Annotated in this window: 25 protein-coding genes; 13 read left to right on the top strand and 12 right to left on the bottom strand. The window is 47.3% G+C overall.

Annotated features, from left to right (window positions below):
- Positions 1-2: 2 nt before the first annotated feature.
- Positions 3-749 carry an outer membrane lipoprotein-sorting protein gene (locus AAC052_RS20570; RefSeq protein ID WP_339815304.1) on the bottom strand — a complete coding sequence of 249 codons (747 nt, stop codon included), beginning with the start codon at positions 747-749 and terminating at the stop codon, positions 3-5.
- A 9-nt stretch (positions 750-758) separates the two neighbouring features.
- Entirely contained in the window at positions 759-1337 is a 579-nt protein-coding gene (locus AAC052_RS20565; RefSeq protein WP_339815303.1) for a TetR/AcrR family transcriptional regulator, read from the bottom strand.
- A gap of 188 nt (positions 1338-1525) precedes the next feature.
- Here AAC052_RS20565 and AAC052_RS20560 point away from each other — a divergent pair, with 188 nt between their 5' ends.
- From AAC052_RS20560 to AAC052_RS20525, 8 genes are all read left to right on the top strand, one after another.
- Positions 1526-4069: a family 20 glycosylhydrolase gene (locus AAC052_RS20560; protein WP_339815302.1), complete on the top strand. Its 2544-nt coding sequence runs from the start codon at positions 1526-1528 to the stop codon at positions 4067-4069.
- Between the two features lie 76 nt (positions 4070-4145).
- The gene (locus AAC052_RS20555) at positions 4146-4535 is read left to right on the top strand and encodes a Dabb family protein (protein WP_317490858.1); all 390 of its coding nucleotides are present in this window, start codon (positions 4146-4148) and stop codon (positions 4533-4535) included.
- A gap of 52 nt (positions 4536-4587) precedes the next feature.
- Positions 4588-5469, top strand: coding sequence for an MBL fold metallo-hydrolase (locus tag AAC052_RS20550; protein WP_339815300.1), 882 nt, complete (start codon positions 4588-4590; stop codon positions 5467-5469).
- 27 nt (positions 5470-5496) lie between these two features.
- A complete protein-coding gene (locus AAC052_RS20545) occupies positions 5497-6165 on the top strand; it encodes an NAD-dependent epimerase/dehydratase family protein (RefSeq protein WP_339815299.1) in 669 nt (222 codons plus the stop codon).
- 100 nt (positions 6166-6265) lie between these two features.
- Positions 6266-6520: a type II toxin-antitoxin system prevent-host-death family antitoxin gene (locus AAC052_RS20540; RefSeq protein WP_339815298.1), complete on the top strand. Its 255-nt coding sequence runs from the start codon at positions 6266-6268 to the stop codon at positions 6518-6520.
- Positions 6517-6774, top strand: coding sequence for a Txe/YoeB family addiction module toxin (locus tag AAC052_RS20535; protein WP_339815297.1), 258 nt, complete (start codon positions 6517-6519; stop codon positions 6772-6774). The genes AAC052_RS20540 and AAC052_RS20535 overlap by 4 nt, the downstream gene beginning before the upstream one ends.
- 75 nt (positions 6775-6849) lie before the next feature.
- Positions 6850-7092, top strand: coding sequence for a DUF433 domain-containing protein (locus AAC052_RS20530; protein ID WP_339815296.1), 243 nt, complete (start codon positions 6850-6852; stop codon positions 7090-7092).
- Positions 7076-7402 (top strand): DUF5615 family PIN-like protein, encoded by a 327-nt coding sequence (locus AAC052_RS20525; protein WP_339815295.1) that lies wholly within the window; start codon positions 7076-7078, stop codon positions 7400-7402. The genes AAC052_RS20530 and AAC052_RS20525 overlap by 17 nt, the downstream gene beginning before the upstream one ends.
- A gap of 20 nt (positions 7403-7422) precedes the next feature.
- Here the strand turns inward: AAC052_RS20525 and AAC052_RS20520 are convergent, their stop codons facing one another.
- From AAC052_RS20520 to eat, 5 genes are all read right to left on the bottom strand, one after another.
- The gene (locus AAC052_RS20520) at positions 7423-8106 is read right to left on the bottom strand and encodes an amidotransferase (RefSeq protein WP_339815293.1); all 684 of its coding nucleotides are present in this window, start codon (positions 8104-8106) and stop codon (positions 7423-7425) included.
- A 1-nt stretch (position 8107) separates the two neighbouring features.
- Entirely contained in the window at positions 8108-9493 is a 1386-nt protein-coding gene (locus tag AAC052_RS20515) for an aldehyde dehydrogenase family protein (protein WP_339815292.1), read from the bottom strand.
- Between the two features lie 4 nt (positions 9494-9497).
- Positions 9498-10271, bottom strand: coding sequence for a glucose 1-dehydrogenase (locus tag AAC052_RS20510; protein ID WP_339815291.1), 774 nt, complete (start codon positions 10269-10271; stop codon positions 9498-9500).
- 135 nt (positions 10272-10406) lie between these two features.
- Complete coding sequence (locus AAC052_RS20505; RefSeq protein ID WP_339815290.1) at positions 10407-11783, bottom strand: glutamine synthetase family protein; 1377 nt, start codon at positions 11781-11783, stop codon at positions 10407-10409.
- 2 nt (positions 11784-11785) lie between these two features.
- Complete coding sequence (eat, locus tag AAC052_RS20500) at positions 11786-13120, bottom strand: ethanolamine permease (RefSeq protein WP_339815289.1); 1335 nt, start codon at positions 13118-13120, stop codon at positions 11786-11788.
- 165 nt (positions 13121-13285) lie between these two features.
- Between eat and AAC052_RS20495 the strand changes: the two genes are divergently transcribed.
- The 5 genes from AAC052_RS20495 to AAC052_RS20475 all read left to right on the top strand — a co-directional run bounded on the left by AAC052_RS20495 (position 13286) and on the right by AAC052_RS20475 (position 16448).
- Positions 13286-13558, top strand: a complete 273-nt coding sequence (locus AAC052_RS20495) for a hypothetical protein (protein WP_339815288.1) — start codon at positions 13286-13288, stop codon at positions 13556-13558.
- 74 nt (positions 13559-13632) lie between these two features.
- Positions 13633-14250, top strand: a complete 618-nt coding sequence (locus AAC052_RS20490) for a hypothetical protein (protein ID WP_339791758.1) — start codon at positions 13633-13635, stop codon at positions 14248-14250.
- Positions 14247-14537, top strand: a complete 291-nt coding sequence (locus AAC052_RS20485; RefSeq protein ID WP_317490847.1) for a transcriptional regulator — start codon at positions 14247-14249, stop codon at positions 14535-14537. The genes AAC052_RS20490 and AAC052_RS20485 overlap by 4 nt, the downstream gene beginning before the upstream one ends.
- 51 nt (positions 14538-14588) lie before the next feature.
- Positions 14589-15929 (top strand): cell envelope integrity protein CreD, encoded by a 1341-nt coding sequence (gene creD, locus AAC052_RS20480; protein ID WP_339815287.1) that lies wholly within the window; start codon positions 14589-14591, stop codon positions 15927-15929.
- A gap of 219 nt (positions 15930-16148) precedes the next feature.
- On the top strand, positions 16149-16448 hold the full coding sequence (locus AAC052_RS20475; protein ID WP_339815286.1) for a VanZ family protein: 300 nt from the start codon (positions 16149-16151) through the stop codon (positions 16446-16448).
- Between the two features lie 75 nt (positions 16449-16523).
- On the opposite strand, the gene leuB is transcribed toward AAC052_RS20475, so the two are convergent.
- The 5 genes from leuB to AAC052_RS20450 all read right to left on the bottom strand — a co-directional run bounded on the left by leuB (position 16524) and on the right by AAC052_RS20450 (position 23620).
- Entirely contained in the window at positions 16524-17588 is a 1065-nt protein-coding gene (gene leuB / locus AAC052_RS20470; protein ID WP_339815285.1) for a 3-isopropylmalate dehydrogenase, read from the bottom strand.
- 5 nt (positions 17589-17593) lie between these two features.
- The gene (locus AAC052_RS20465) at positions 17594-19108 is read right to left on the bottom strand and encodes an alpha-isopropylmalate synthase regulatory domain-containing protein (protein ID WP_339815284.1); all 1515 of its coding nucleotides are present in this window, start codon (positions 19106-19108) and stop codon (positions 17594-17596) included.
- Positions 19109-19117: 9 nt separating this feature from the next.
- The gene (gene leuD / locus AAC052_RS20460; RefSeq protein ID WP_339815283.1) at positions 19118-19711 is read right to left on the bottom strand and encodes a 3-isopropylmalate dehydratase small subunit; all 594 of its coding nucleotides are present in this window, start codon (positions 19709-19711) and stop codon (positions 19118-19120) included.
- Positions 19712-19734: 23 nt separating this feature from the next.
- Entirely contained in the window at positions 19735-21132 is a 1398-nt protein-coding gene (leuC, locus tag AAC052_RS20455; protein WP_317490838.1) for a 3-isopropylmalate dehydratase large subunit, read from the bottom strand.
- 268 nt (positions 21133-21400) lie between these two features.
- The gene (locus tag AAC052_RS20450) at positions 21401-23620 is read right to left on the bottom strand and encodes an ATP-binding protein (RefSeq protein WP_339815282.1); all 2220 of its coding nucleotides are present in this window, start codon (positions 23618-23620) and stop codon (positions 21401-21403) included.
- Between the last annotated feature and the right edge of the window lie 191 nt (positions 23621-23811).

The following is a 23811-nucleotide window of genomic DNA, read 5'->3' as shown; positions in this document are numbered from 1 at the left end:
AGTTATCTGATACGTTTTAGGTTCTGGATCGAGAAAAAGTCGTCGGGCTGGTTGGTATCAAAAGTCCGGCTCACATAATCGATCACCGTTTTCTGATCTGGATTTTCCGCAGGTATCATCTCCATGTGCGTGGGCAGCGTTCTGCCTCCCAACTCTTTGATATCGGACAGCACCATCGTGTTCACCAAATACTCATCTTCATCATAATATTTAATGAGTAACTGCAAATAGTCCTTCTGATCGATATAAGCTTCTATTTTGCCCCACACTACTGGCGCATCCTCCTTGGGGGTCAGCTCCATTTTCCAACATTTCCGGCTTAACATCGTTGTGTCGCCCAATAGCTTGTGCGTGTAGTCAGTGACAATAGAAGACTGACGCACCAGGTCGTCGTTAGTGAAGTCTGAGCCCATCCACGACTGCATCATCATCGACGGTGGCATTTTAATCACCCTGTCAATGGAAGGCTGCCAGTTCCACATCTCCTTGCCTCTTTTCAAAAAGGCCGTGCCCTTGTCTCTTGCCGGCCCTGTGATCAATATCAGGGAATAATCCTGGTTTTTGTTCCAGCTTTTCATTGTGATTTCCCGAGTCCAGTCGGGCCGCACAATCTTCATCACCATTTCGGCATAACCATTCTCTCCTTGCATTTTCTCGTCAGCCTTCTTAATGATTTCAAGAGCCGTTTGGGCGTTTGCCTGATAAGCTAACAGACAAAAAATAAATCCTGTGGTCAAAAAATATTTCATAGCAATCAGTTATTGATTTTGTATGTGGTCAATGAATTTTCGTTTCACATCTTCAAATGGATACTCACGCCCGAGTACGAGGTATCCAAAGCCAATGCCGTCCATAATAGCACCGAAGAAAAAATACTCGACCTCTGCCCGACCGGGAAATATCTCCTCGAACATGGGCATTAGCATGTCCTTCTTGGCCTTGCCCACAGTATCGAACCACGGCTTCATACTTTTCACCACGTCGGGCTGCATCATCAGTGTCAGAAACAGGCGCATGTACTCCTGATTATTGTACATAAAATCAGCCGATGCTTCTGCCATACGTATCAGCCGTTGCTTGGCGGTTGCATTCGGATCCATGGTCAGAATATCCTCGGAGTTCTTCATTGCCTCCGTAAAAATGGCCTGAAGCAAATCTTCCTTGCTTTCGAAATAATTATAAATAAGCCCCTTCGAAATGCCAGCCTTGGCGGCAACCTGAGCGATAGATGTGCTATGAAACCCATTGTGAGCAAACAAATCCAATGCTGCAGCAATAATCTTCTCCCTGCTCTGCTCTCTTATCTCGTCTATCTGCGCCTTGGTTCTTGGACTCATTTATAAGTTACTTTTACATTGACTAAACGGTCAGTCAAAAATATAGTTTCATTTTATCACTTGAAAGTTTTTCCGTGTTTTTTTGACTATCTATGCAAAAAGATAGGGTTCGATAGTAAATGTTTCCGCACACATTTTAATTTAAAGCACATTTTCCGATATTGAAGCCCCAAACAAACCCGTTCGCTATGAGATCCTTCTTTCGATTCACTCTTGTATCATTGTCACTTATCGTGTTTTCCTGCGGCACTAAGGAAAACAAGCTGATCGACGCAGGTGATATTCAACTCAGCTGGGAGCTGGTGGAAAATCAGGCGGGCGGAGAAAACCAGCACAAGGCAAAGTTTACTATCACCAACAATGGCCCCGCACTCTCAGGTACCGACTGGGCCATTTACTACAACCAAATCGCCAGTCATGATTTCGTCTTCCCGGAAGGGGCAAAGCTGGCCATCGAGTTTGAATTAGGAACGCTTTTTAAGCTGGTGCCAAAGGAAGGATTTGAACTAGGCCAGGGTGAAACGCTCACCTTCGAGTATACGGCGGGGGGTGCTATCGTAAAAAACTCACAGCAACCGCTAGGCCCCTACCTTGCGCAGGGAAATGAAAACGCCAAAACTATCAGCAACTACCAACCTGCCACCCTCACCATGGATAACCCCGAAGTGTTGAAGGTCGTAAAAACGCTGATTCCTACGGCTAAGAATCTCTTTGAAAAAAACCAGTCGCTCAAGATGCTCCCTGCCTCTCAGTTGAGCAACGTGGTGCCAACGCCCATGAGCATAATGGCAGGAAAGGGCTCGTTTATATTACAAACACCGCTTGTGATCTATCATGAAGCTGGTTTAGCCGGCGAGGCAGAATTGCTCAAGTCGGCTCTGAGCGAGGTGCTTGATGGCGACGTGAGTATTCAAGAAGGTAAAGGCCAATCGATGCAGCTCAAGTTGGGTAAATCCGGAGGGCCTGAGTCCTACACGTTGTCTATTAACACAACCGGCATTCAAATTACCGGAGCAGATGCTGCTGGTGTGTTCTACGGCATCCAGAGTTTAAGAGCGCTGCTGCCTGTGGCTACCTACGAAGCTCCAGCATCGGGCATTTCACTTGATCAACTGACTATTGAAGATGCTCCCCGCTACGCCTACCGGGGCATGCACCTGGATATGGCTCGGAACTTCGAATCGAAGGAAACAGTGTTTAAGCTGCTCAACCTGATGGCCTACTACAAGCTTAACTATTTCCACATGCACCTGAGCGAAGATGAAGCCTGGAGACTTGAGATACCCGGCCTTCCTGAGCTGACTGACATTGGCAGCCGCAGAGGGCACACCACCACCGAAGAAGAGTTTCTTCACCCGGAATACGGATCAGGCCCCGATCCCAACGACCCTAACTCTCCGGGCAACGGCTATTACAGCAAAGCTGATTACATAGAAATACTGCAACACGCTCATAAAAGACATATCAGGGTGATTCCTGAAATTGACATCCCTGGTCATTCAAGAGCTGCGATCGTTTCAATGAAGAATCGGTACAATCGTCTCATGAAAGAAGGCAAAACTGAAGAAGCCAATCAGTATGCCCTTCACGACCCCGAAGATGCGTCAGAATACATGTCGGTGCAGAACTTCCCCGACAACGTGATCTGTGTTTGCCGCCCGTCGGCGCTCACTTTTATGGAGAAGGTTTTTGACGAAATCATTGCCATGCACAAAGAAGCTGGTGTGCCGCTGGAATCGATTCATATAGGTGGCGACGAAGTACCTAAGGGCGTTTGGGAAAAGTCTCCGATTTGCAATGAATTCCGTAAGACTCACCCCGAAATAGCAAAAACGCACGACCTGATGCCCTATTTCATCGGAGAGCTGATCAAAATATTGGAGAAAAAAGGCATGCCAACATCCGGCTGGCAGGAAGTGGCCATGCGTGAAGGAGCAGATGGAAAAGAAGAGGTGAACCCGGCCTTTGCCAATTCAGGCATGCGCCCCTACGTATGGATACCCGACCCCAACTTACCAGGGCTTTTGGCCAACGCAGGATACACGCCTATCATCGCTAATGCCACCAAGCTGTATTTTGATTTGGCTTATAATAACGACCCGGAAGAGCCTGGCCAAACATGGGCAGGCCTCGTTAATACCCAGTCGGCGTGGGAAATAGTGCCGCAGAATATTTTCTACTCTTCGGAAAAGGATAGTCGGGGTAACTCAATAGACGTGGAGGCCGAAATGAAGAAGATGGTGAAACTAACGCCAGAAGGAGAAAGCAACATCCTCGGCATACAGGGACAGCTTTGGACTGAAGTGGCAAAAACTCCAGAGCTACTAGAGTACGTTGTATTTCCTAAACTGGTCGGACTGGCGGAACGGGCCTGGGCCGGCAACCCGAAGTGGGCGACCATTGACAATCTGGAGCAAAGAATAAAAGCTAGAGAGGCTGCCTGGAATGGTTTTGCTAACACAATGGGACAGAAGGAAATGCCAAGGCTTAGCTACCTTGAAGGCGGTGTAGGCTACAGAATCCCACGCCCAGGGGCGAAAATAGAAGGTGGACTGCTGCTGGCCAACAGCGAGTATCCGGGCTTGATCATTCGCTACACGACCGACGGATCAGAGCCTACTGCCAACTCCCCGGAATACACTGAGCCCGTGGCCGTGAGCAGCATGGTAAAGCTAAAGTGTTTTGATATCAGGGGTCGGTCGGGGATGAGTTCCACCGTCTCTCCTCAATAAGATCGCTATAAAACTTCCTGAAAGCGTTCATCTTTCAGGAAGTTGAGTTATTATTGGTTAATAAAACTCCAACAAAATGAAAAACCTGCTTATTTGCTTTGCCGTTGCTTTTGTCGCAATCGCTTTCACTTCATCTAACACTATGGCTCAGGGAAAAGGAAATTCACTTCGTCACGTCGTACTATTCAAGTTCAAAGACACTTCCTCCGCAGAAGATGTGAAGAAAGTGGTAGAAGCCTTTGAGGCGCTCCCTAAAAAGATCAAACAAATTAAAGCTTTCGAATGGGGCACCAACAACAGCCCTGAAGGATTGAACCAGGGGCTTACCCATGCTTTCATCCTTACCTTCAACAGCGAAAAAGACAGGGATGATTACCTTGTTCACCCTGATCACAAGGCATTTGGTGGCATCGTAGGCCCGCACCTGGATGGTGTAACAGTAGTCGATTTCTGGGTAGAGAAGTAAAGGCCAACGCAGCGGTTTTTATTTCCGTTATTGGGTTAGAAAATGTAATCCCATGAACCGCAAAGATTTTTTAAAGCGTTCACTGATTATCTGGGGGTTGCTGGCTACCAGCAGCCCTCAATCTTTTGCCCGCAAAAGAAAGATGAGCGTTCGCCTTATCAGACATGCCACTCTCTGGATTGAGATAGGTGGAGTGAACCTACTGGTTGATCCCATGCTATCGCCAAAAGACGCCATGGCCCCAGTGCAAAACGCCGGCAACAACTACCGCATCCCTATGGTGGACCTTCCCCTGTCATCAGACGAAATAAAGTCACTTGTCAGCCAATGCGATGCGGTATTGGTCACGCATACCCACAGGGATCATTGGGACAGTGAAGCCCATGCAATGATACCTAAAAACAAGCCTATATTCTGTCAACCTTCGGATCTTGAAAAAATACGGGAACTGGGCTTTGAAAATGCCGTGGCAATTGCTTCCGACTATGCTTTCAAAGGCCTTTCCATTACCAGAACCGGAGGGCAGCACGGCACGGGTGAGATTGGCCAACTAATGGGGGCGGTTTCCGGTTTTGTTGTAGGTGCGGGCAAAGACAAACTATACATCGCAGGGGACACCATCTGGTGCAGTGAAGTGGAAACCGCCATAGTCACGCACAAACCTGCTACCATTGTAGTGAATGCAGGTGCAGCGCAGTTTCTCAAAGGAGATCCAATCACTATGACCCTGCCCGACATTGAGAAAGTGCTGCAGGCGTCTGGCAAAGCAAAGGTCATTGCCGTTCATATGGACACGGTTAACCACTGCCTCCTGCACAAAGCTGATGTGACCAAATACGCCTCCGAAAACAACCACGCAAAACGGCTGCTGGTACCTGCCGATGGCGAGGTCATCTCAGTGCAACTGCTTACCTTTCCATATCAGGTAAAGTAAATCTGCAAGTTATACGTCATTATGTTTATGGGAACAAAAATAAGAGCGATCGTTACTGGTGCCAGCGGCATGGTGGGCGAAGGGATTATGCACGAATGCCTGAATCACCCTGATGTAGAAAAGGTGCTGGTGATAGGCAGAAAACCATGCGGCACCACGCACCACAAGCTTACTGAGATCATTCATAAAGACTTTTTTGACCTTAGCCCTGTTGCAGATCAGCTCAAAGGCTACAATGCTTGCTACTTCTGCCTGGGTGTTTCATCGGTGGGCATGAAAGAGCCTGAGTACAAGAAACTCACTTATGACCTTACCTTGCATGCAGCCGAACTGTTGGCCGGGCTGAATCCTGACATGACCTTCTGCTATGTTTCCGGCGCAGCTACCGACAGCAGCGAAAAAGGCAAAAGCATGTGGGCTCGGGTAAAAGGAAAAACAGAGAACGACCTGCTGAAGCTACCCTTCAAGGCTGCCTACATGTTCCGTCCTGGTTATATGCAGCCAACACCCGGCCTCAGCAATACGCTGAAATACTACAAATACATCACCTGGATGTATCCTTTCCTGAAAACAGTTTTTCCTGGCAGCGTGAGTACGCTGGCTGATTTAGGGCAAGCTATGCTGGGAGTAACATTGAAGGGTTATGATAAAAAAGTGCTGGAGGTGAGGGATATAAAAGCAGTGGCAAAGACGTAAGCGGTGAAAGGTAAGCAGTAAACTGCTGTCGCCCCTTCGGGCTTGGTACATTTTTTATTACAAAATATTGTACATAAATTTGTACATAAAATGAAAACGCATGATCACGGCTACTATCTCAGCTTTTCGAAAAGACATGAAAACGTACCTGAACAGGGTAACACAGAATTTCGAAACGCTGATTATTAATCGGGGTGAAGACTCCGGCGTTGTGGTGATTTCGCTGGAAGAATACAATTCCTTGCAGGCGACACAGCACGAGTTATCCTCCCAAGTCAATGAGAAGCGTTTAGATAGTGCCATTGCCAAGTTCAGGCAAGGACAATCCTTCAACAAAGACCTTGTTGAGGAATGAAGCTTTGCTTTGTAGATGAGTCGTGGGAGGACTACCTCTACTGGCAGAAGACTGACAAAAAGATGCTTGGCCGGATCAATATGCTGATCAAGGAAATTTCAAGAACACCCTATGAAGGGCTAGGAAAACCGGAACCGCTCAAACACAAATACCGTGGCTTTTGGTCGAGACGGATAAATGAGGAGCATCGACTCATCTATAGGGTAGTGGAAGGTGAAATCTGGATTGTGAAATGCAGGTTTCATTATGATTGACCACACTTTCATCAGTATCTATTAAAAGGATTCAAGCACGATGAATTTGGAATAAATAAATTCGTATTTTTAAGTATGGATAACATAAAATCCCTTATTTCAATTGATTCTGACGTCCAAAACGGACAACCAGTTTTTGCTGGTACAAGGGTGCCGGTGCAAACTTTGTTTTGGCACCTGGAAAAGGGAATTGCCCTAGAGGAATTTTTGGAAGATTTCCCAAGTGTCTCTAAGGAAAAGGCGATTGGCGTACTAGAAATTGCCAACAAAATTGTGACTTCCGCCAAGCTTGATAGTATATATGAAGCTATTGATTGATGAAAACCTCCCCAAAAGATTAAAACTGGATTTATCAGATCATGAGGTCTCTACCGTCTTCGACAAAGGTTGGAACGGCAAAAAGAACGGCGAGCTTTTGAAGCTCATGGTAACCGATGGAATTGAGGCACTTATAACTTTTGACAAGAACCTTCACTACCAACAGAATTTTGAAAAATACCCGATTGCAGTTATCATTTTGAACGCTTTTGACAACTCTTATGGTTCGGTAAAGCATTTTGCTCCAAAAATCAATGATTTAATTCAAAGAGGGCTTAAAATAGGCGCCAACGTAATTGAACTCAACTAGCGCAAACCGGATTTCCTGACTCATTTCAGAAAGCTTACTATCACCTTTTTCAACACCTCCCTATCCGGCTCCACTTTCAAACTCTCAACCGCCCTGTCAACCTTCTCTTTTCCTATCCTTTCCACCCTCGATTCAAAGACTTCTCTGTCATATTCTTTGCTAAATTCCGGATGCCCCTGGATACCCAGGAATGTATCTCCAACCGTGAACATCCCAACCGGGCAGTCGGGAGATGAGGCCAATACCTTTGAGTTGGGAGGCAGTTTAACCACCTGATCCTGACAAAGCATGAGGATATTGAAGACGTCCGGGGCGCTTTTCATCCAGCCTGGCTTTTCCGCTATAGTGAACTGATGAACCCCGATCAAATATCCGACATCAGCTCGCTCCACTTTTCCCCCAAGTGCCTCTCCCATCATCTGATGGCCAAAGCACACCCCGACAAACTTCTTACCGCTGTCATAAATCTCCTTCGTAAAAGCTTTTAGCTGGTGTATCCAGGCAATGTTGTCGTATACTGAAGCCTTCGAGCCTGTACACACAAAGGCATCGTAGTCTGCGATGGGTGGAAAACTTCCATCGCAGACAAACCATGGTTCCAGTTTCAGCTCAGGCAGCAGTTGGTCAAACATGAAGGGGTAGTCGCCATGCTTCTCAGCAAACTGCGTCGCCACATGATCACAAACCAGCAGAGCTACTTTCATGTCAAGATACTCTCAGGTGAAACGACTTAGGTCGGGTAAGGGCATCGTAACCTAGTGAGGACAGCGTGTACCCCTTGCCAGAGTTCTTCACGCCTGTCCATGCCAGTTCAGGGTCGAGGTAGTCGCAACGGTTCATGAACCAGGTGCCGGTTTCGACCTCGTTACCAATAGAAAGGGCTTTGTCTACGTCCTTGGTCCAGATGGAAGCAGTCAATCCGTACTGGCTATCGTTCATCAGTCGGATAGCTTCTTCATCGTCTTTCACGGGCATGATGCCTACAATCGGTGCAAAACTTTCCTCAGACATGATTTCCATGGTGTGATTGACATCTACCAAAACATGCGGAGCCAAATAGGGCGCCGACATCTCCGGAAAGTCAATGGCACTGACCAACAGTTTGGCTCCTTTGGCCACTGCTTCTTTCACTTGTTGCTGGGCTTTGGCCATGTTGGAAGGCCTTACCATTGGTCCCAGCGTAGTGTCAGCTTTGCGAGGGTCGGCTACCTTGTAGGTTTTTGTCATTTCAGCAAAGGCCTTTACGAATTCATTATATTTCGATTGGTGCACGTAAATCCGCTCGATACCACAACAGCTTTGTCCTGAATTGAAGAAAGCCCCGTCCACCAGGTTCTCCACTGCAAAAGCAAGATCTGCATCTTCCCGCACATACGCTGGATCTTTACCTCCCAGCTCCAACCCTGCCGTAATAAACCTATCGCCAGCCGCTTCCTGAATGGCACGACCGCCTTCCACGGAGCCAGTGAATGCCACGTAAGCAATTCTTGAATCGTGGATCAGGTCGGCAACCTGGGCATGGCTGATGTGCAAAAACTGGAAAACACCGTCGGGGAGTCCGGCGGCTTTGAAGGCCTCTGCGTATCGTTCAGCGCAAAGGGCCGTTTGCTCAGCGTGCTTCAGTATCACCGTATTGCCCGCCATGATGGCCGGAATAACCACATTTACAGACGTAAGGTATGGATAGTTCCACGGAGCCAGCACAAGCACCGTGCCTAGCGGCTCTTTTCGAATGAAGCGTTTGAACCCTTCTTTTTGCGATACTTCTTTGTCTTTCAATGCGTCAAAAGCAGAGGTGATCATAAACTCTGCCCGGTCTTTGAAACCGCCTTTGATTTCGTTAGGCGTATAACGCACCGGCCTACCCATTTGCATCGTAATTTCCATGCCCCAGTCGTCGGCATGGTCGACAAAGTACTGCACAGCTTTGCGGCAAATTTTCGCTCTCTTCTCTAACGATATTTTTCTCCAGGAAGGAAACGAATAGCAGGATTTGGCTACAGCGGCATCTACTTCAGAATCCGTAGCGTAACTCCTTTCGGCGTAAACCGCCCCATCGACCGGGCTGATGATTTGAAAACCTTTTTGCATAAACTTATTGTGGGGTTACATAGGCTGCTGTGATACCACCGTCTACCAGAAACTCTGTACCTGTCACATAAGACGAATCATCACATGCCAGGAACAACGCTGACTTCGCCATTTCTTCTGATTCACCAAAGCGCCCCATCGGGATGTGCACCAGGCGGCGTTGCTTTTTCTCCTCGGTGTTCAAAAACTTCATGAGCAGTTCCGTTTTCAGCGGGCCAGGGCACAATGCATTCACCCTTATGTTTTCCCTAGCGTGAATAACAGCCAGCTCCCTTGTTAGGGAAAGCACGGCCCCTTTGCTAGCTGTGTAGGCCACCTGAGGTGTGGCGGCGCCAAGTATCGCCACAAAGGAAGCGGTGTTGATGATGCTTCCGCCACCTGCTCTTTTCAATGCGGGAATGCCGTACTTACAGCCAAGGAATACGCCCTTAGCATTGATGTTCATCGTCAGATCCCAGGTTTCTTCTGAGGTAGACTCGGCATTGTCGTCGTTGGAATCCATAATACCGGCATTGTTGAACAGGATGTTCAGCTTGCCATAGGTGCTTTCGGCGAACTTCACCATATTTTCACAATCGGCAGCTTTGGATACGTCAGCCTTCACAAAGGCCGCCTCAAAGCCAGCAGCCTTGATTTCCCTGACTGTCTCTGTAGCACCTGCCTCATTCACATCGGCCACTACTACTTTGGCACCTTCTTTGGCAAAAAGCATAGCGCTGGCCTTTCCTATGCCACTGCTTCCCCCTGTGATCAGGGCTACTTTGTCTTTTAGTCTCATGTATTGGTTATAGTAAATTTTAGATTGGTGCCCACAGCCCGAGCTGGTGGCACCAATGTGATTTCAATAGTTCTATTTATATTCTAATTCTCTGTTGCCACCACCTAACGGTGTGTGCACCAGAGCAACACCGCTCTATATCCTCTCAAAATACCTTTTCCGCTCCCAGTCCGATACTGCCTTTTCATGATCGGCCACTTCCGTTTCGTAGAAATGGGCGTAGTGCTTCACCACTTCTTCCCCAAATGCCTCTTTGGCAAAAGGGCTTTGCTTAAACAAGCTCACTGCCTCTTTCAAAGTCCTGGGTACCCTTGGCAAATGCGCTGCCGCATAAATATCTCCTTCAAAGCATTTTTCGGGTACCAGCTTTTCCTTCATTCCTTTCAATCCGCTGGCCAAAGACGCCGCCAGCGTCAAATAGGGGTTGCAATCTGCTCCCGGAATTCTGCACTCGATACGCAGGCTACTCCCCTCTCCTACTATGCGAAAACCAGCCGTTCGGTTGTCTTTGCTCCAGGCCATGCGGGTTGGTGCCCAACTGCCATCCACAAATCGTTTATAGGAGTTGATTGTTGGCGCATAAAACACCATCACATCCGGCACGTATTTGATCCAGCCAGCCAGAAAATGGCCAAACTCTTTCGAAGCCTTTACGGGCCCAAATTCCTCATCGCCAACAAAAAGGTTTTTGCCGTCCTTCCAAAGACTGATATGAACATGAGAGCTACTCCCGGCTCTGTCCTCATGGAACTTGGCCATAAAAGTGACCGAAATACCCATAGCATCTGCCAGCTCTTTCAGGCACTGCTTATACACAATATGGCGATCTGCCATTTCCAGGCTTTCTGCATATTGTACGTTGAGTTCGTGCTGACCAAGCCCCCATTCTCCTTTTGAGTTCTCCACTGGCACACCAGAATGCTTCAGGTGCTTGCGGGCAGCGGCAGTAAATTGCTCTGTCCTCGTACCTTGCATGATGTGGTAATCTTCCAGGTACCAACCGGCAGGAGTCATTTGGCTATAGCCAGTTTCATGCGCTGAGCGATAATCGTTTTCAAACAGGTAATATTCGAGCTCAGTAGCCGCAGCAGAATCGAAGCCCTGAGCTTTTAGCTGCTTGATTTGACCGGAAAGCAAAGAACGGGGTGCCTCTGGCACTAATTCATGTGTTTTGTCCGAATACACGTCGCAAACAACCAGGGCCGTTTCCTCCAGCCAGCTGGCTACACGCAGTGTTTTCATGTCGGGCACCAAATGAAAATCTCCATAACCCAGCTCCCAGTTGGCAAAGTCGTAGCCAGGAACCGGCTCCATTTCCATATCGGTGGTGAGCAGGTAGTTGCAGGCGTGAGTCCCGCCTTTTACCACACTTTCCAGAAAGAACTCAGCATCATAGCGCTTGCCCATCATGCGACCATAGTGATCGGTAAAGGCAGTGATCACTGTCTCAATCCCCTCAGAGGCGACTTTCTTTTTCAGTTCATCCAGTGTAAGCATTCCTTTCACTTGCATGGTCACGATTCTTTATAGGTGAGCTTAAACCAAATATAAGCGATAATTAGCAGTCCGAAATAGACCAGGGCCAACATAGGGTTGTACCAGGTGATGGCCACAAAGGCTATCGTTGCTATTACTAACGCAGTTGCAGGAAATAAAGGATACAACGGCACTCTGAACGGGCGCTCGAGGTCGGGTTCATTTTTTCTGAGTACAAAGAAGGTAATCATCGACAAAATGTAGAGTGTCAACGCACCGAAACACGCAATGGTGATGATTTCGCCAGTTTTTCCGGTGAGCAGCGCTAATATCCCAATGCCCATATTTACCACCAGCGCATTCGCAGGTGTACCGGCTTTAGGGTGCACCCTGCCCAGAGCTTTGGGCACATAGCCTACCCTTCCAAACTCAAAAGTAGAGCGACCTGCTGCCAGAATAATGCCATGAAACGATGCTACCAGGCCAAAAAGGCCAACCGTAATCAGCAGGTGATACAGAATATGCTCATTCCCAACTATTTTCCCAAGCGCAAGTGGCAAGGGCGAATCTGAGGCAGTGGTGCCTCCTTCGGGAAATACGATGGCCTCCCATCCCGCCACACCCACCGATGAGACAAACGTAAGGACACAGAGCACCACCAGCGTAAAAATAGCTGAGCCGAAACCAATGAGTATGCTGCGTTGTGGATTTCTGGCCTCCTCGGCCACATTGGCTACCCCTTCGATGGCAAGAAAAAACCATATAGCGAAAGGTAGAGCGGCAAAAATGCCCTGAAATCCATTGGGTAGTGAATTTGTTTGTAGGTTTTTGAATTCAAAAGCAGGCAGTGTCACCCCAGCAAAAATCAACAGTTCCACTACGGCCAGGATAGTAATGACGAGCTCAAAAGTAGCTGCCGCCCTGACACCGACGATATTAAGAGATGTGAAAATAACATAGGCAGCCAAAGCAATCAGCACGGTATCAATGGCAGGAAAGAAAATATGAAAATAGGCACCGATGGCTGCTGCAATGGCCGGAGGCGCAAAAATGAACTCTATATTCTGAGCCATTCCTGTGAGGAAACCAAGATTTTTACCAAGTGCCCGGTTAGCATAGTCGAACGCCCCTCCTGCCTTTGGAATAGCACAGGCCAGCTCAGTGTAGCTGAAAGTGAACGTGACGTACATAATGATGATGAAGAAGGTGGCAATGGCCAACCCGAGCGTTCCACCCTCCGCCAGGCCCAGGTTCCAGCCGAAGTACATACCAGAGATGACGTAGCCAACGCCAAGCCCCCAGAGCATCAGCGGCCCGAGCTTAGGTTCAAGCTTATTATCAACTGCAACGCTTTCCGGTTTGGTCTCTCCCATCGTCCGAAAATAGCGATTTGTTATTCAATTGTTAAGCAGAAGTGAGGTTAAGGATATGTTAAGAGTGAAGGTAAAAGCACGCAAAGACGCTAAGTCGCAAAGAGAAGAGTGATGTTTTGGGGTCTCCTTCGCTTTGCGTGACAAAAATATATCTAACTTTCACCTATGCGCCTCCTTCCAACAGAGCATAAAGACATCATGAACCTGCTTAAAGCAGCAGGGCTTGAAAATGAGATCCTGCTTACCAAAAAGACAGGTTGGGTGCATCTGAAACACAAAGGCGAAGTGTTTAGCTTTCACAGGAAGAAAGTAATGAAGCTTGAGAATGGACAATTTTCAGATACCGTGGAGTATTATGTCGGCTCACCAAGAAATCCAGAAAAATTAGCCGACTGGCCTCATGTCGCCGCCCGATTAGAAGCCTGGCTGGAAAAATAATTTACCCGAACTGAAAAACACATTTGCAAATTGTCCGTATTAACACTTACTTTGAATTACAAAGTACTTTTTAAATGGAGAAACAAAAATACTTAGACGACCTGCAGGAAATTAAGTCGATCATGGATCGCTCTTCCAGGTTTATCTCACTAAGCGGCATGTCGGGTATTGTAGCTGGCTGCCTGGGACTCATCGGGGCATACGTCGCCTACGAAATGGTCTACAGTGGCCAGGACTATCTTGGTTACCGGCAGGCACTGCTGAGCAACGAGAACATCTCTCAGTTGTTGATCATCGCTGTGGCACTCCTGCTGTCGGCCGTGGGTGCCGGTTTGTTTTTCACACAGCGCAAAGCCTCAAAAAACAACCAGAAGCTATGGGACAGTCAGGCCAGGCGATTGCTCATCAATCTCTTCATCCCATTGGCAGCTGGCGGTATCCTCTGCGTTATCCTTCTGTTTAAAGGCCTGATCGGCCTGCTTGCGCCACTCACGTTACTCTTCTATGGGCTCGCACTCGTCAACGCCAGTAAATACACACTTTCGGAAGTTCGCAGCCTGGGCCTGATGCAGGTGGCACTGGGGTTACTGGCCTGTCAGTTTATTGGGTATGGCCTGCTCTTTTGGGCGGTAGGTTTCGGCTTGCTGCACATTATCTATGGCATTGTGATGCATGTAAAGTACGGGTCGTGAAAGAACTGCTGAAAGATTTGAACAAGGCGTTTGAAAACAAAATCCGTCTGGGCATTATGTCTGCCCTGATGGTCAACGATGCTATTGATTTCAACTCACTCAAAGGCCTCCTCGATGTTACAGATGGCAATCTGGCGACTCACCTGAAGTCACTGGAAACAAGCACTTACATTTCTGTCCAAAAGGAGTTTATTGAACGAAAACCCAACACCAAATATATGGCCACGTCGGAAGGAAAAGAAGCTTTTGTTAAACATATCAAGGCCATTGAACAGCTTTTGAAGTAAAAAAATTTATCTAATCACTTTGAAAAACAAAGTACTTTTAAATTACTTAACATGGAAAATGAAACCACTCCGCTAGAAAAAGTAAACAACTGGATTAAGAATTCAGTGATGCTAAAGCTTGCTACCATTACCATTTTGGTGCTGCTGCTCTTAATTCCCACATCAATGATCACCTCGATCATCAGCGAACGGGAGTTTCTCAATAATGCAGCTGTATCAGAAGTCAGCGGCAAATGGGCCGATAGTCAGCTGGTGAATGGCCCTATCCTCACCATACCACTTGTGTACGAATACCTGAAGGACGACAAGATAGTGGAATCGGTAAAGTATTGGCATGTCCTGCCCAAGTCGCTCGACATCAACGGAACGGTTGATCCGGAGAAGCTCAGGCGGGGTATTTACGAAATTGTCGTTTACAGGTCGGCGCTGGCTGTGAATGGCAGCTTTGTCATTGACAAAATGCCTGACGAAAACAACCTGAAGACCATCAGGTGGGGGCAGGCGTTTCTTACCATCGGCATATCAGACCTGAGAGGTATTGAAGACGATGTGATCGTTAAATGGAATAACCGTGACCTGAAAGTTGAGCCCGGCTCCCGTATTTCAGACATCGCCTATGCTGGCTTTACCGTCGCAGTACCTGACCTGACCGATGCCTTTGGAAAGGATCTCGCTTTTGGTTTTGATCTAAAGCTTCAGGGAAGCCAGAACCTGTCGTTCACTCCTCTTGGCAGTAACACCAACATCAAGCTGACGTCAGCATGGCCCAGCCCGAGCTTTAACGGCAATTTCATCCCTGACGACCGGCAAGTGACCGAAGCCGGCTTCTCCGCCAACTGGAAAGTGCTCCAACTTAACCGCAACTTCCCGCAATCGTGGATCGGCTCGGGAGAAGCCGAGAAGCTGCAAAATTCGGCTTTTGGTGTGGATCTCATCTTGCCCCTGGATGACTATCAGAAATCGATGCGGTCGGCCAAATATGCCATCATGACAATTGTGCTTACGTTCCTCATCTTCTTTCTGGTAGAGATACTCAACGGCCGAAAAATCCACCCTTTTCAATATACACTTGTGGGATTGGCTCTTTCCCTGTTCTATATCCTACTTATTTCGATTTCAGAACACACCAATTTCAACCTTGCCTATGCCGTGTCCACCTGTGCAATTGTCGGGATGATTTCGTTGTATTCGATGAGTGTATTTAAAATGCCAAAGCTCTCCATGCTGCTGGTAGCTACGCTTATTGGTATCTATGGTTTTCTGTTTGTCACGCTTCAACTGGCCGACTATGCCCTGCTGATGGGTAGCATAGGACTCACCATTATTCTGGCCATCACTATGTACTTCACACGGAATATTAACTGGTACAAGTTGAATATTGCTACAGAGTAGGTGTCGTTGATAATGATTTTAGACTTCGATTACCCCGACCCTGAAGGGAGCGAAGTCTAAAATTTTTGCACCCAGCCAATTGGCTCATCTGAACAACGAATAGTCACAGATAATAACTTATGAAAATCCCTTTCAATGAGATACATTCCCTCCCTCCTCTTTTTCGCTTTCATCTGCTTCATAATTGTAATGGCAGATACAAATCATAAGCTTGGTTTAATGAAGATTATTGAAGGTGTTCCCCTTGGCGACAAAGTAGGCCACTTTATGCTCTTTGGGTTTCTTGCAGGCCTGATCAACGTAGCGCTACGGTTTCGCAGACTGAAACTTTGGGCGCTCGACCTCAATATGGCCGGCGTGCTGGTGTTATGTTTTGCCATTGCCGAGGAATTTACCCAGCTGGCTTTTGCTAACAGAACGTTTGAGCTTGCTGATATGCTCAGTGACGTGCTGGGGGTGTGGAGTTTTGTGATAGTTTCGGAGTGGGTATGGAGAAGGGTCATGAAAAAGTCATATTAAATAAGAAGGCGCAAATAGAATTAGATTCTCTTTGCGCCTTTGTTATTCCCCCTTACAGGAATTTTCGAGAAAATATCAATTCTTCTTCACCCAATCAGCTACCCAGTCGCCTATTTCAGAGGTCGACTTGGAAGCTTCCTTGCTGATGTCTTCAGTCACGAAATTCGCATCCAGCGAAGCGTTCACGGCGTCTTTTATCTTCCTGGCTTCATCCAGTAGATTGAAGGATTCGAGCAACATAGCCGCCGAAAGGATGGTTGCCACAGGGTTAGCGATGTTTTTGCCAGCTGCCTGAGGGTAAGAACCGTGGATAGGCTCAAACACAGACGTATGCAAACCAACAGACGCTGACGGCAACAAACCAAGTGAACCAGTAATCACACTGGCTTCATCAGAAAGGATATCCCCGAACATGTTCTCTGTCACCATCACGTCAAATTTCTTAGGCCACTGGATCAACTGCATGGCAGCGTTGTCGACAAACATGTAGTCGACAGTGATCTCTGGGTAGTCTTTCTCCATGCGCTGCGACACTTCCCTCCACAAACGGGAGCTGGCCAGCACGTTGGCTTTGTCGACAACAGTCAGTCGCTTATTTCTTTTACCAGCATACTCAAACGCCAGCTTCAATATTCTTTCTATTTCATCTACCGAGTACACGCAGGTATCAAAAGCCGTCTTCTGGTCTTCGGTTCTGCCTCTTGGCTGACCGAAGTAGATACCGCCTGTCAACTCACGCACCACCACAAAGTCAGCGCCTTCTACCCGGTCGTTCTTCAATGGGCTCTTGTCGATGAGCGAGGGGAAGGTAGCCACCGGGCGAATGTTGGCATACAGGCCAAGCTTTTTTCTCATGCCCAGCAAGCCCTGCTCAGGTCTTACTTTGGCTTTAGGATCGTTGTCATACTTAGGGTCGCCAATAGCGCCGAAAAGCACCGCATCAGCAGCCATGCAGATTTCGTGGGTAGCATCAGGGTAAGGCTCACCTACTTTGTCGATGGCAGCTGCACCGGTCAGGGCAAACTGAAAGTCAAAACTATGTCCGTATTTTTCACCGATGGCTTTCAATACTTTGATGGCCTGATCTACGATCTCCGGGCCTATTCCGTCTCCCGGAAGGGTGGCTATTTTATACTGCATGCTCCTTATTTATGATTTTCAATAATGTTCAACATCTTAATGGTAGCCTTAATGGCCGCCACGGTCTGGTCAGGGTCGAGTCCCCTGGTTTTGAATTTTTTTCCGTTCTCCCAGGTGATGGAGGTGATCACCAACGCATCGGTTTCTCCTCCCGGAGGAATCTGCACCTCATAGTCGATCAGCTTAGGCAGCTTACGCCCGAAGTCGTCGTAAATGGCCGTCAGCGAGTTCATAAAGGCGTCGTACTGTCCGTCGCCGGCGGCAGTCTTTTCGTAGGTCTTCCCTCCTATCTGGATAGAAAGGGTTGCCATGGATTTCAAGCCCTGAGCAACCGACAACGAATAGTTCTTGATGATAACATGCTGCTCAATCTTTTCACTGCGAAGCACGTCGTTGATAATAAAAGGAAGATCCTCTTTTGTAATCGTCTCCTTTTTATCCCCTAATTCTATAATTCTTTCCGTAATCTTCTTGGTATCCTCTTTGCTCAGCTCAATACCCAGTTCTTCGAGGTTCTTCTTGATATTGGCCTTGCCCGACATTTTGCCAAGCGCATAAGAGTAGCTTCTTCCAAAACGGTCAGGACTCAGGCTATTGTGGTACAGGTTGTCCTTGCTGTCGCCGTCGGCGTGGATGCCACTGGTTTGGGTAAACACAAATTCGCCAATCAATGGCTTGTTACCAGGAATCCGAACGCCAGAGAATGATTCAACGATTTTGCAGACCTTGTAAAGCTTGGTTTCATCCACCTGCATTTCGAGGTGCAAATGATCCTTCACAATCCCAATTACGCTAGACAACGCCACATTGCCTGCCCTTTCCCCTAAACCATTCAAGGTGGTGTGCACACCGTAAATGCCTGCCTCAAGCGCTGCATACACATTGGCGGTGCTCAGGTCATAATCGTTGTGGGCATGAAAGTCGAAGTGAGCCTGAGGAAATTTCGTGGTCATGGCCTTGCAGAAGTCGTACGACTCCTTGTGGTTCAATATACCAAGAGTGTCCGGCAGCATGATCCTTTTGACGGGCATTTTCAGCAGCCCCTCAATCATGGTATCTACATAATCGGTCGAGGTGCGCATACCGTTCGACCAATCTTCGAGGTACACATTGATAATGAGCCCCTGTTTGTGAGCGTAGTCAACTGTTTCGGCTATGTCTGTCAAGTGCTGGTCTACCGTCTTTTTCAGCTGCCCTTCACAATGCTTGCGGGAGCCTTTGCACAGCAGGTTGAGCACTTTGCCCCCTGAGTTTTTGATCCAGTCGACAGAAATGTTTTTATCTACAAAGCCAAGTACCTCCACCCGGTCGAGAAAGCCGTTCTGGCCTGCCCAATTCAGTATTTTCGTCGCCCCTTTCAGTTCTCCCTCAGATACACGAGCCGACGCCACCTCAATCCTATCGATGTTCAGTTCCTCCAGCAATAGCTGCGCTATCGTCAGCTTTTCACTGTCGGTAAAAGAGACACCGGACGTCTGCTCCCCATCTCTGAGGGTCGTATCCATTATTTCAACCTTCATGGAATTGGCTTAAGCCCTTGAAGACTCGAATGCTTCAATATCTTTTTTAATGTTCAACAGGTAATCGATGTCGTCGAAACCGTTGATCATGCACTCTTTTTTGTAGGTGTTGATTTCGAAACTCTCCTTCTCGCCTGTAGCCAGGATGGTGAAAGTCTGATCCACCAGATTGGTTTCGAATTCAGCTTTTGGATCTTTTTCAATCGCATCAAAAATCTTGCGCAGGAACCCTTCAGAAACTGTTACAGGTAGAAGGCCAGTGTTCAGGGCATTGCCTTTGAAAATGTCAGCAAAAAAGCTTGATACAACTACCCTAAAGCCGGCATCGTAAATTGCCCACGCAGCATGCTCACGGCTGGAGCCTGAGCCGAAGTTCTTGCCACCCACCAGGATTTTTCCACTGTATTTAGGGTTGTTCAACGGAAATTCAGGAATCGGCTGATTGTCTTTATCGTATCGCCAGTCACGGAACAGGTTGTCACCAAATCCCTCCCGGGTGGTTGCCTTCAAAAACCTGGCAGGAATAATCTGATCTGTGTCAACGTTTTCAACGTCGACAGGTACCGCACGACTTACTAGGGTGTGAAATTTATCTTTTGCCATGATAGTGTTCTGATTAGGGTGAATTACATTACTTCTCTGGGATCGACTAGGTGACCGGTAACTGCCACTGCTGCTGCCGTTAGCGGGCTGGCCAGCAAGGTTCTTGAGCCCGGGCCCTGCCTTCCTTCGAAGTTTCTGTTTGAAGTAGATACGGCGTATTTGCCAGATGGAATTTTATCATCATTCATTGCCAAACATGCCGAACAGCCAGGTTGACGCATTTTGAAGCCTGCAGCCTCCAGTGTTGCCACTATGCCTTCCTCAATGGCCATTTTCTCTACCATTTTTGAGCCCGGCACAATCCAGGCAGTGATGTTATCTGCCTTCTTTTTGCCTTTCACAAATTCTGCAACAGCCCTAAGGTCTTCGATGCGGCCGTTGGTACAGCTGCCTACAAACACGTAGTCGATAGGCTTGCCCTGCAGCTCATCGCCGGCATTGAATCCCATGTACTTCATCGACTTCTCGAACGACAACCGCTCGCTGGCAGGCATCTCGTCGAGCTTCGGAATATGCGATTTGATTTTAGCACCCATGCCAGGGTTGGTGCCGTAGGTAATCATTGGCTCGATATCAGAAGCATCGTAAGTTAGTTCCTTGTCGAATTTGGCGTCGGCATCAGAGTAAAGCTGCTTCCATTTGGCCACAGCTTTGTCCCAGTCAGCACCTTTTGGCGCAAACTCTCTGCCTTTGATGTACTCAAATGTTTTTTCATCTGGGGCGATCAAACCACCACGGGCACCCATTTCGATGCTCATGTTGCAGACAGTCATCCGGCCTTCCATAGAAAGGCTGGTGAAGGCTGAACCTGCATACTCGACAAAGTAGCCCGTTCCGCCTGATGCAGAAATTTTGGAAATTATATAAAGAATAAGGTCTTTGGCAGTTACCGACTTGTGCAGGTCGCCATTGACTGTGATTCTCATTTTCTTTGGCTTGGGCTGCATGATGCACTGCGTGGCCAGCACCATTTCGACTTCGCTGGTGCCTATACCAAAAGCAATGCTGCCAAATGCACCATGCGTTGAGGTGTGACTATCGCCACAAACAATGGTCATGCCAGGCTGTGTGATGCCCATTTGAGGCCCCACCACGTGCACAATCCCTTGAAAAGGGTGGTTGATGCCATACAGCGTAATGCCGTGCCTTTCGCAGTTCTCAGTCAGCTTGTCTACCTGAAACTTTGACAACTGGTCTTTGATGGTCAGGTGCTGATCGATGGTTGGGATATTGTGATCTGGCGTAGCCACTGTTCTTTCCGGCCTAAACACTGGCACTCCCCTCTTTTCGATGCCTCCAAAGGCCTGAGGACTCGTAACCTCGTGAATGAGGTGTTTGTCAATATACAAAACGCTCGGGCCGTCCTTGATCTCCTTTACTACATGGGCATCCCAAATTTTATCAAACAGCGTGCTTCCCATTTTTTATTCTGTCTTTAAGTGTTGTCTTGCGATAATAATTCTGAAAAAGCGCAATTACTAATTCAAAAGAGGGTGCAAAATTAAGGAATAGAATTGGAAAATGCTTTTAAAGTGGTGAGACAATATGCTTTGAACCTGCAAAAAAAATAGCACAGCCGGTAGATGGCACATAACGTCCCCTTCAACGCCTCCAGGGCTGATCTGGTGATTTAGCCTAACTCAATGCTGGAATTTTATCGTTTTGACTTTCCTCCAGGAAGCCATGATTTCAAGAAACGGGAATTGTAAAATGGAAGCTGCTTCCTTTTTTGAAGATGCTTTCCACCCAAATCCTGCCACCAATCACCTCCACAAAATGCTTGCACATCATCAGTCCAAGGCCAACTCCTTTCTCGTTTTTGGTGCCGAGTGTTGTGAACTGAATGTCGTTAAAGATGCGCTCCATGTATTCAGGTGGTATGCCCTGCCCCGTATCCTCGACTGTTACTTCTACAAAGCCATTTGCTTCCTTTGAAGAAGTGGTGATGGTGTCGCCTGCGTTGCAAAATTTAATGGCATTGCTTATCAGGTTACGAACCACCAACTCAACCATATATGGGTCAGCATATACCATAGTGGCAGGCTCCAGGTTATCAATGCATATAATTCCCTTCTCAAGCGCTGCTCTTTCGTATAGCTGCATTTTCGGCCCCAAATGTTCCTTGATATCAAACTTTTGAGGCACGGCCTTTATCCCTTCCATCTGGCTTCGTGCCCAGTAGAGCAAGTTGTCGGTCAGAGCGGTGAGGCTGCCAATATTAGTCAAGACAGTTGGGAGCAATTTTTGGAACTCCTCTTTCGAAATTGACTCATTGCTAATTAGTCCGACTAACCCACCCAGGTTCACAATAGGCCCTCGTAAATCGTGAGAAACGATGGAAAACATAAGGTTCTTTATCTCATTCGACTTCCTGAGGGCCTCTGCCTGCAACGCAAGCTCCTCCTTTTGCCGGGTTATCTCAAGATTCTTTCCGGTGAGCACTTTATTGATGCCTTTGATTTTCCTGTTGGTCACCACAAAATACCCTCCGAAAGTCAACATGGCGATTAGCAATATTATCAACCCATATTGCTCAAGGCGGGCTCGCTGCAGGTCCTGATCCCGGAGCAAGCTATCTCTCCTGAGCAACTCGTTTTCGCTTTCTTTCTTTTCCGCTTCAAACTGTTCCTTCATGAATGTGATCTGCCGAAATTTCTCATCGGAAAACAAAGAATCTTTGACTTCGGAGTATCGCTGGTAGGTTTCGTATGCCTTTTGATAGTTATTTTGGAGTGAATACATCCTCGATATATTGAGGTAGTTGTCCTTTATTATTTCCTTGTATCCATACTTTTCTGCGATGGCATTACTCTCATTGGCATACTGAAGAGCGTTCTTGTAGTCTCCCTTATCTGCCATGGTCGCCGAGATGCTTTCCTTAGCCAGCGCACGCCTGTAATCAGAATTGGTTTCCTCGGCCAATAGCAAAGCTTTGAAAAAGTAGTCGAGGCTTTTATCGTAAGCTTTCATTTTGGCATATGTCTTTCCAAAACCATTTAAGTTCAGCCAAATCCCACCTATGTTATCCTCAGCATATTCTTCCAGCGATAATTGAAAATAATATAGTGCAGAATCGTACTGTGCCGCCGAACGCATGAAGCTGCCCATATTGTTGAGTGCATAGCCAGTCGCCGACTGATCCTCTGCTTCTCTGGCGAGGCTCACTGCCCTTTTAAAATAAAAAAGAGCATCCTCTTTTTGTCCCCACGACTCGTAGATGAGCCCTATATTGGACATCGCCAGGCTTAGAAACTTGGTCATGCCCAACTGTTCGAAATAGGCAGACGCTTCTATATAACTTTCAATGGCTTCGCTATAGTTACCTAAGCCCCACAGCACGGCTCCCTTGCTATTCAGCGCAATGCCGAGAAGCCTGTTGGTTCGGAAGTCAGTTGAATCGATCAACCTTAACTTGTTTCCTAATCGGATGGTGGAGTCGTAATAAAAAAGGCTTGTAACGAGCTTTCCCCACTGCCAATAAATGTAACCCGTGCTGTTAAGTACACTTACAATTTCCCGTTGCTGAGCAAAATTGCCTGGATTGGCTTTTGAGAGTTTTCTATGCAGCTGAATAGATTGGGCTAAAAATGACAACGCACCATCATAGTCTGACCGGTAAAGCTCATTATAAATTTGTCCACGAAATTGCATGAGTTTTGCCTGAGCAAATTCATTGCCTGTTCTCTTGGCCAGATCCAACCCTTCGAGTACTCTTTGCATGGCTTTTTCTGAAGGAGAGAGTTTATCGTAAAGCTCAATCAGGTCGACGTAGATTCTCAGCCGGGCTGTATCTTCCTTTGCCAGCTTCAACTCAACTTCCAGGCTGTCGATGCTGGCTATTTGTGCCTCCGTCTTGAAAGAAAACAAGACACAAAAAATAAAAATCACTGACCAAACTAACTTTTCCATGCTCACTTAAAGGTTGCCACCATAAGGTAGTCAAATATATGCCGTATCATCAAGATATTCGATCAGCTCCCCCAAATATCCGTTCGACACCGATTTATCTCGATAAAGGAATTTTTGTTTTCGCCATTCGTGTTTAAAGAAGCATTTCCTACTAAAAAGTAGAACAAATAAAAACTCTCTTCGTATATTAG

The sequence above is a fragment of the uncultured Imperialibacter sp. genome (genome assembly GCF_963974565.1).
Classification (GTDB): domain Bacteria; phylum Bacteroidota; class Bacteroidia; order Cytophagales; family Cyclobacteriaceae; genus Imperialibacter; species Imperialibacter roseus.
This window is presented reverse-complemented; position numbering and strand designations above follow the sequence as displayed.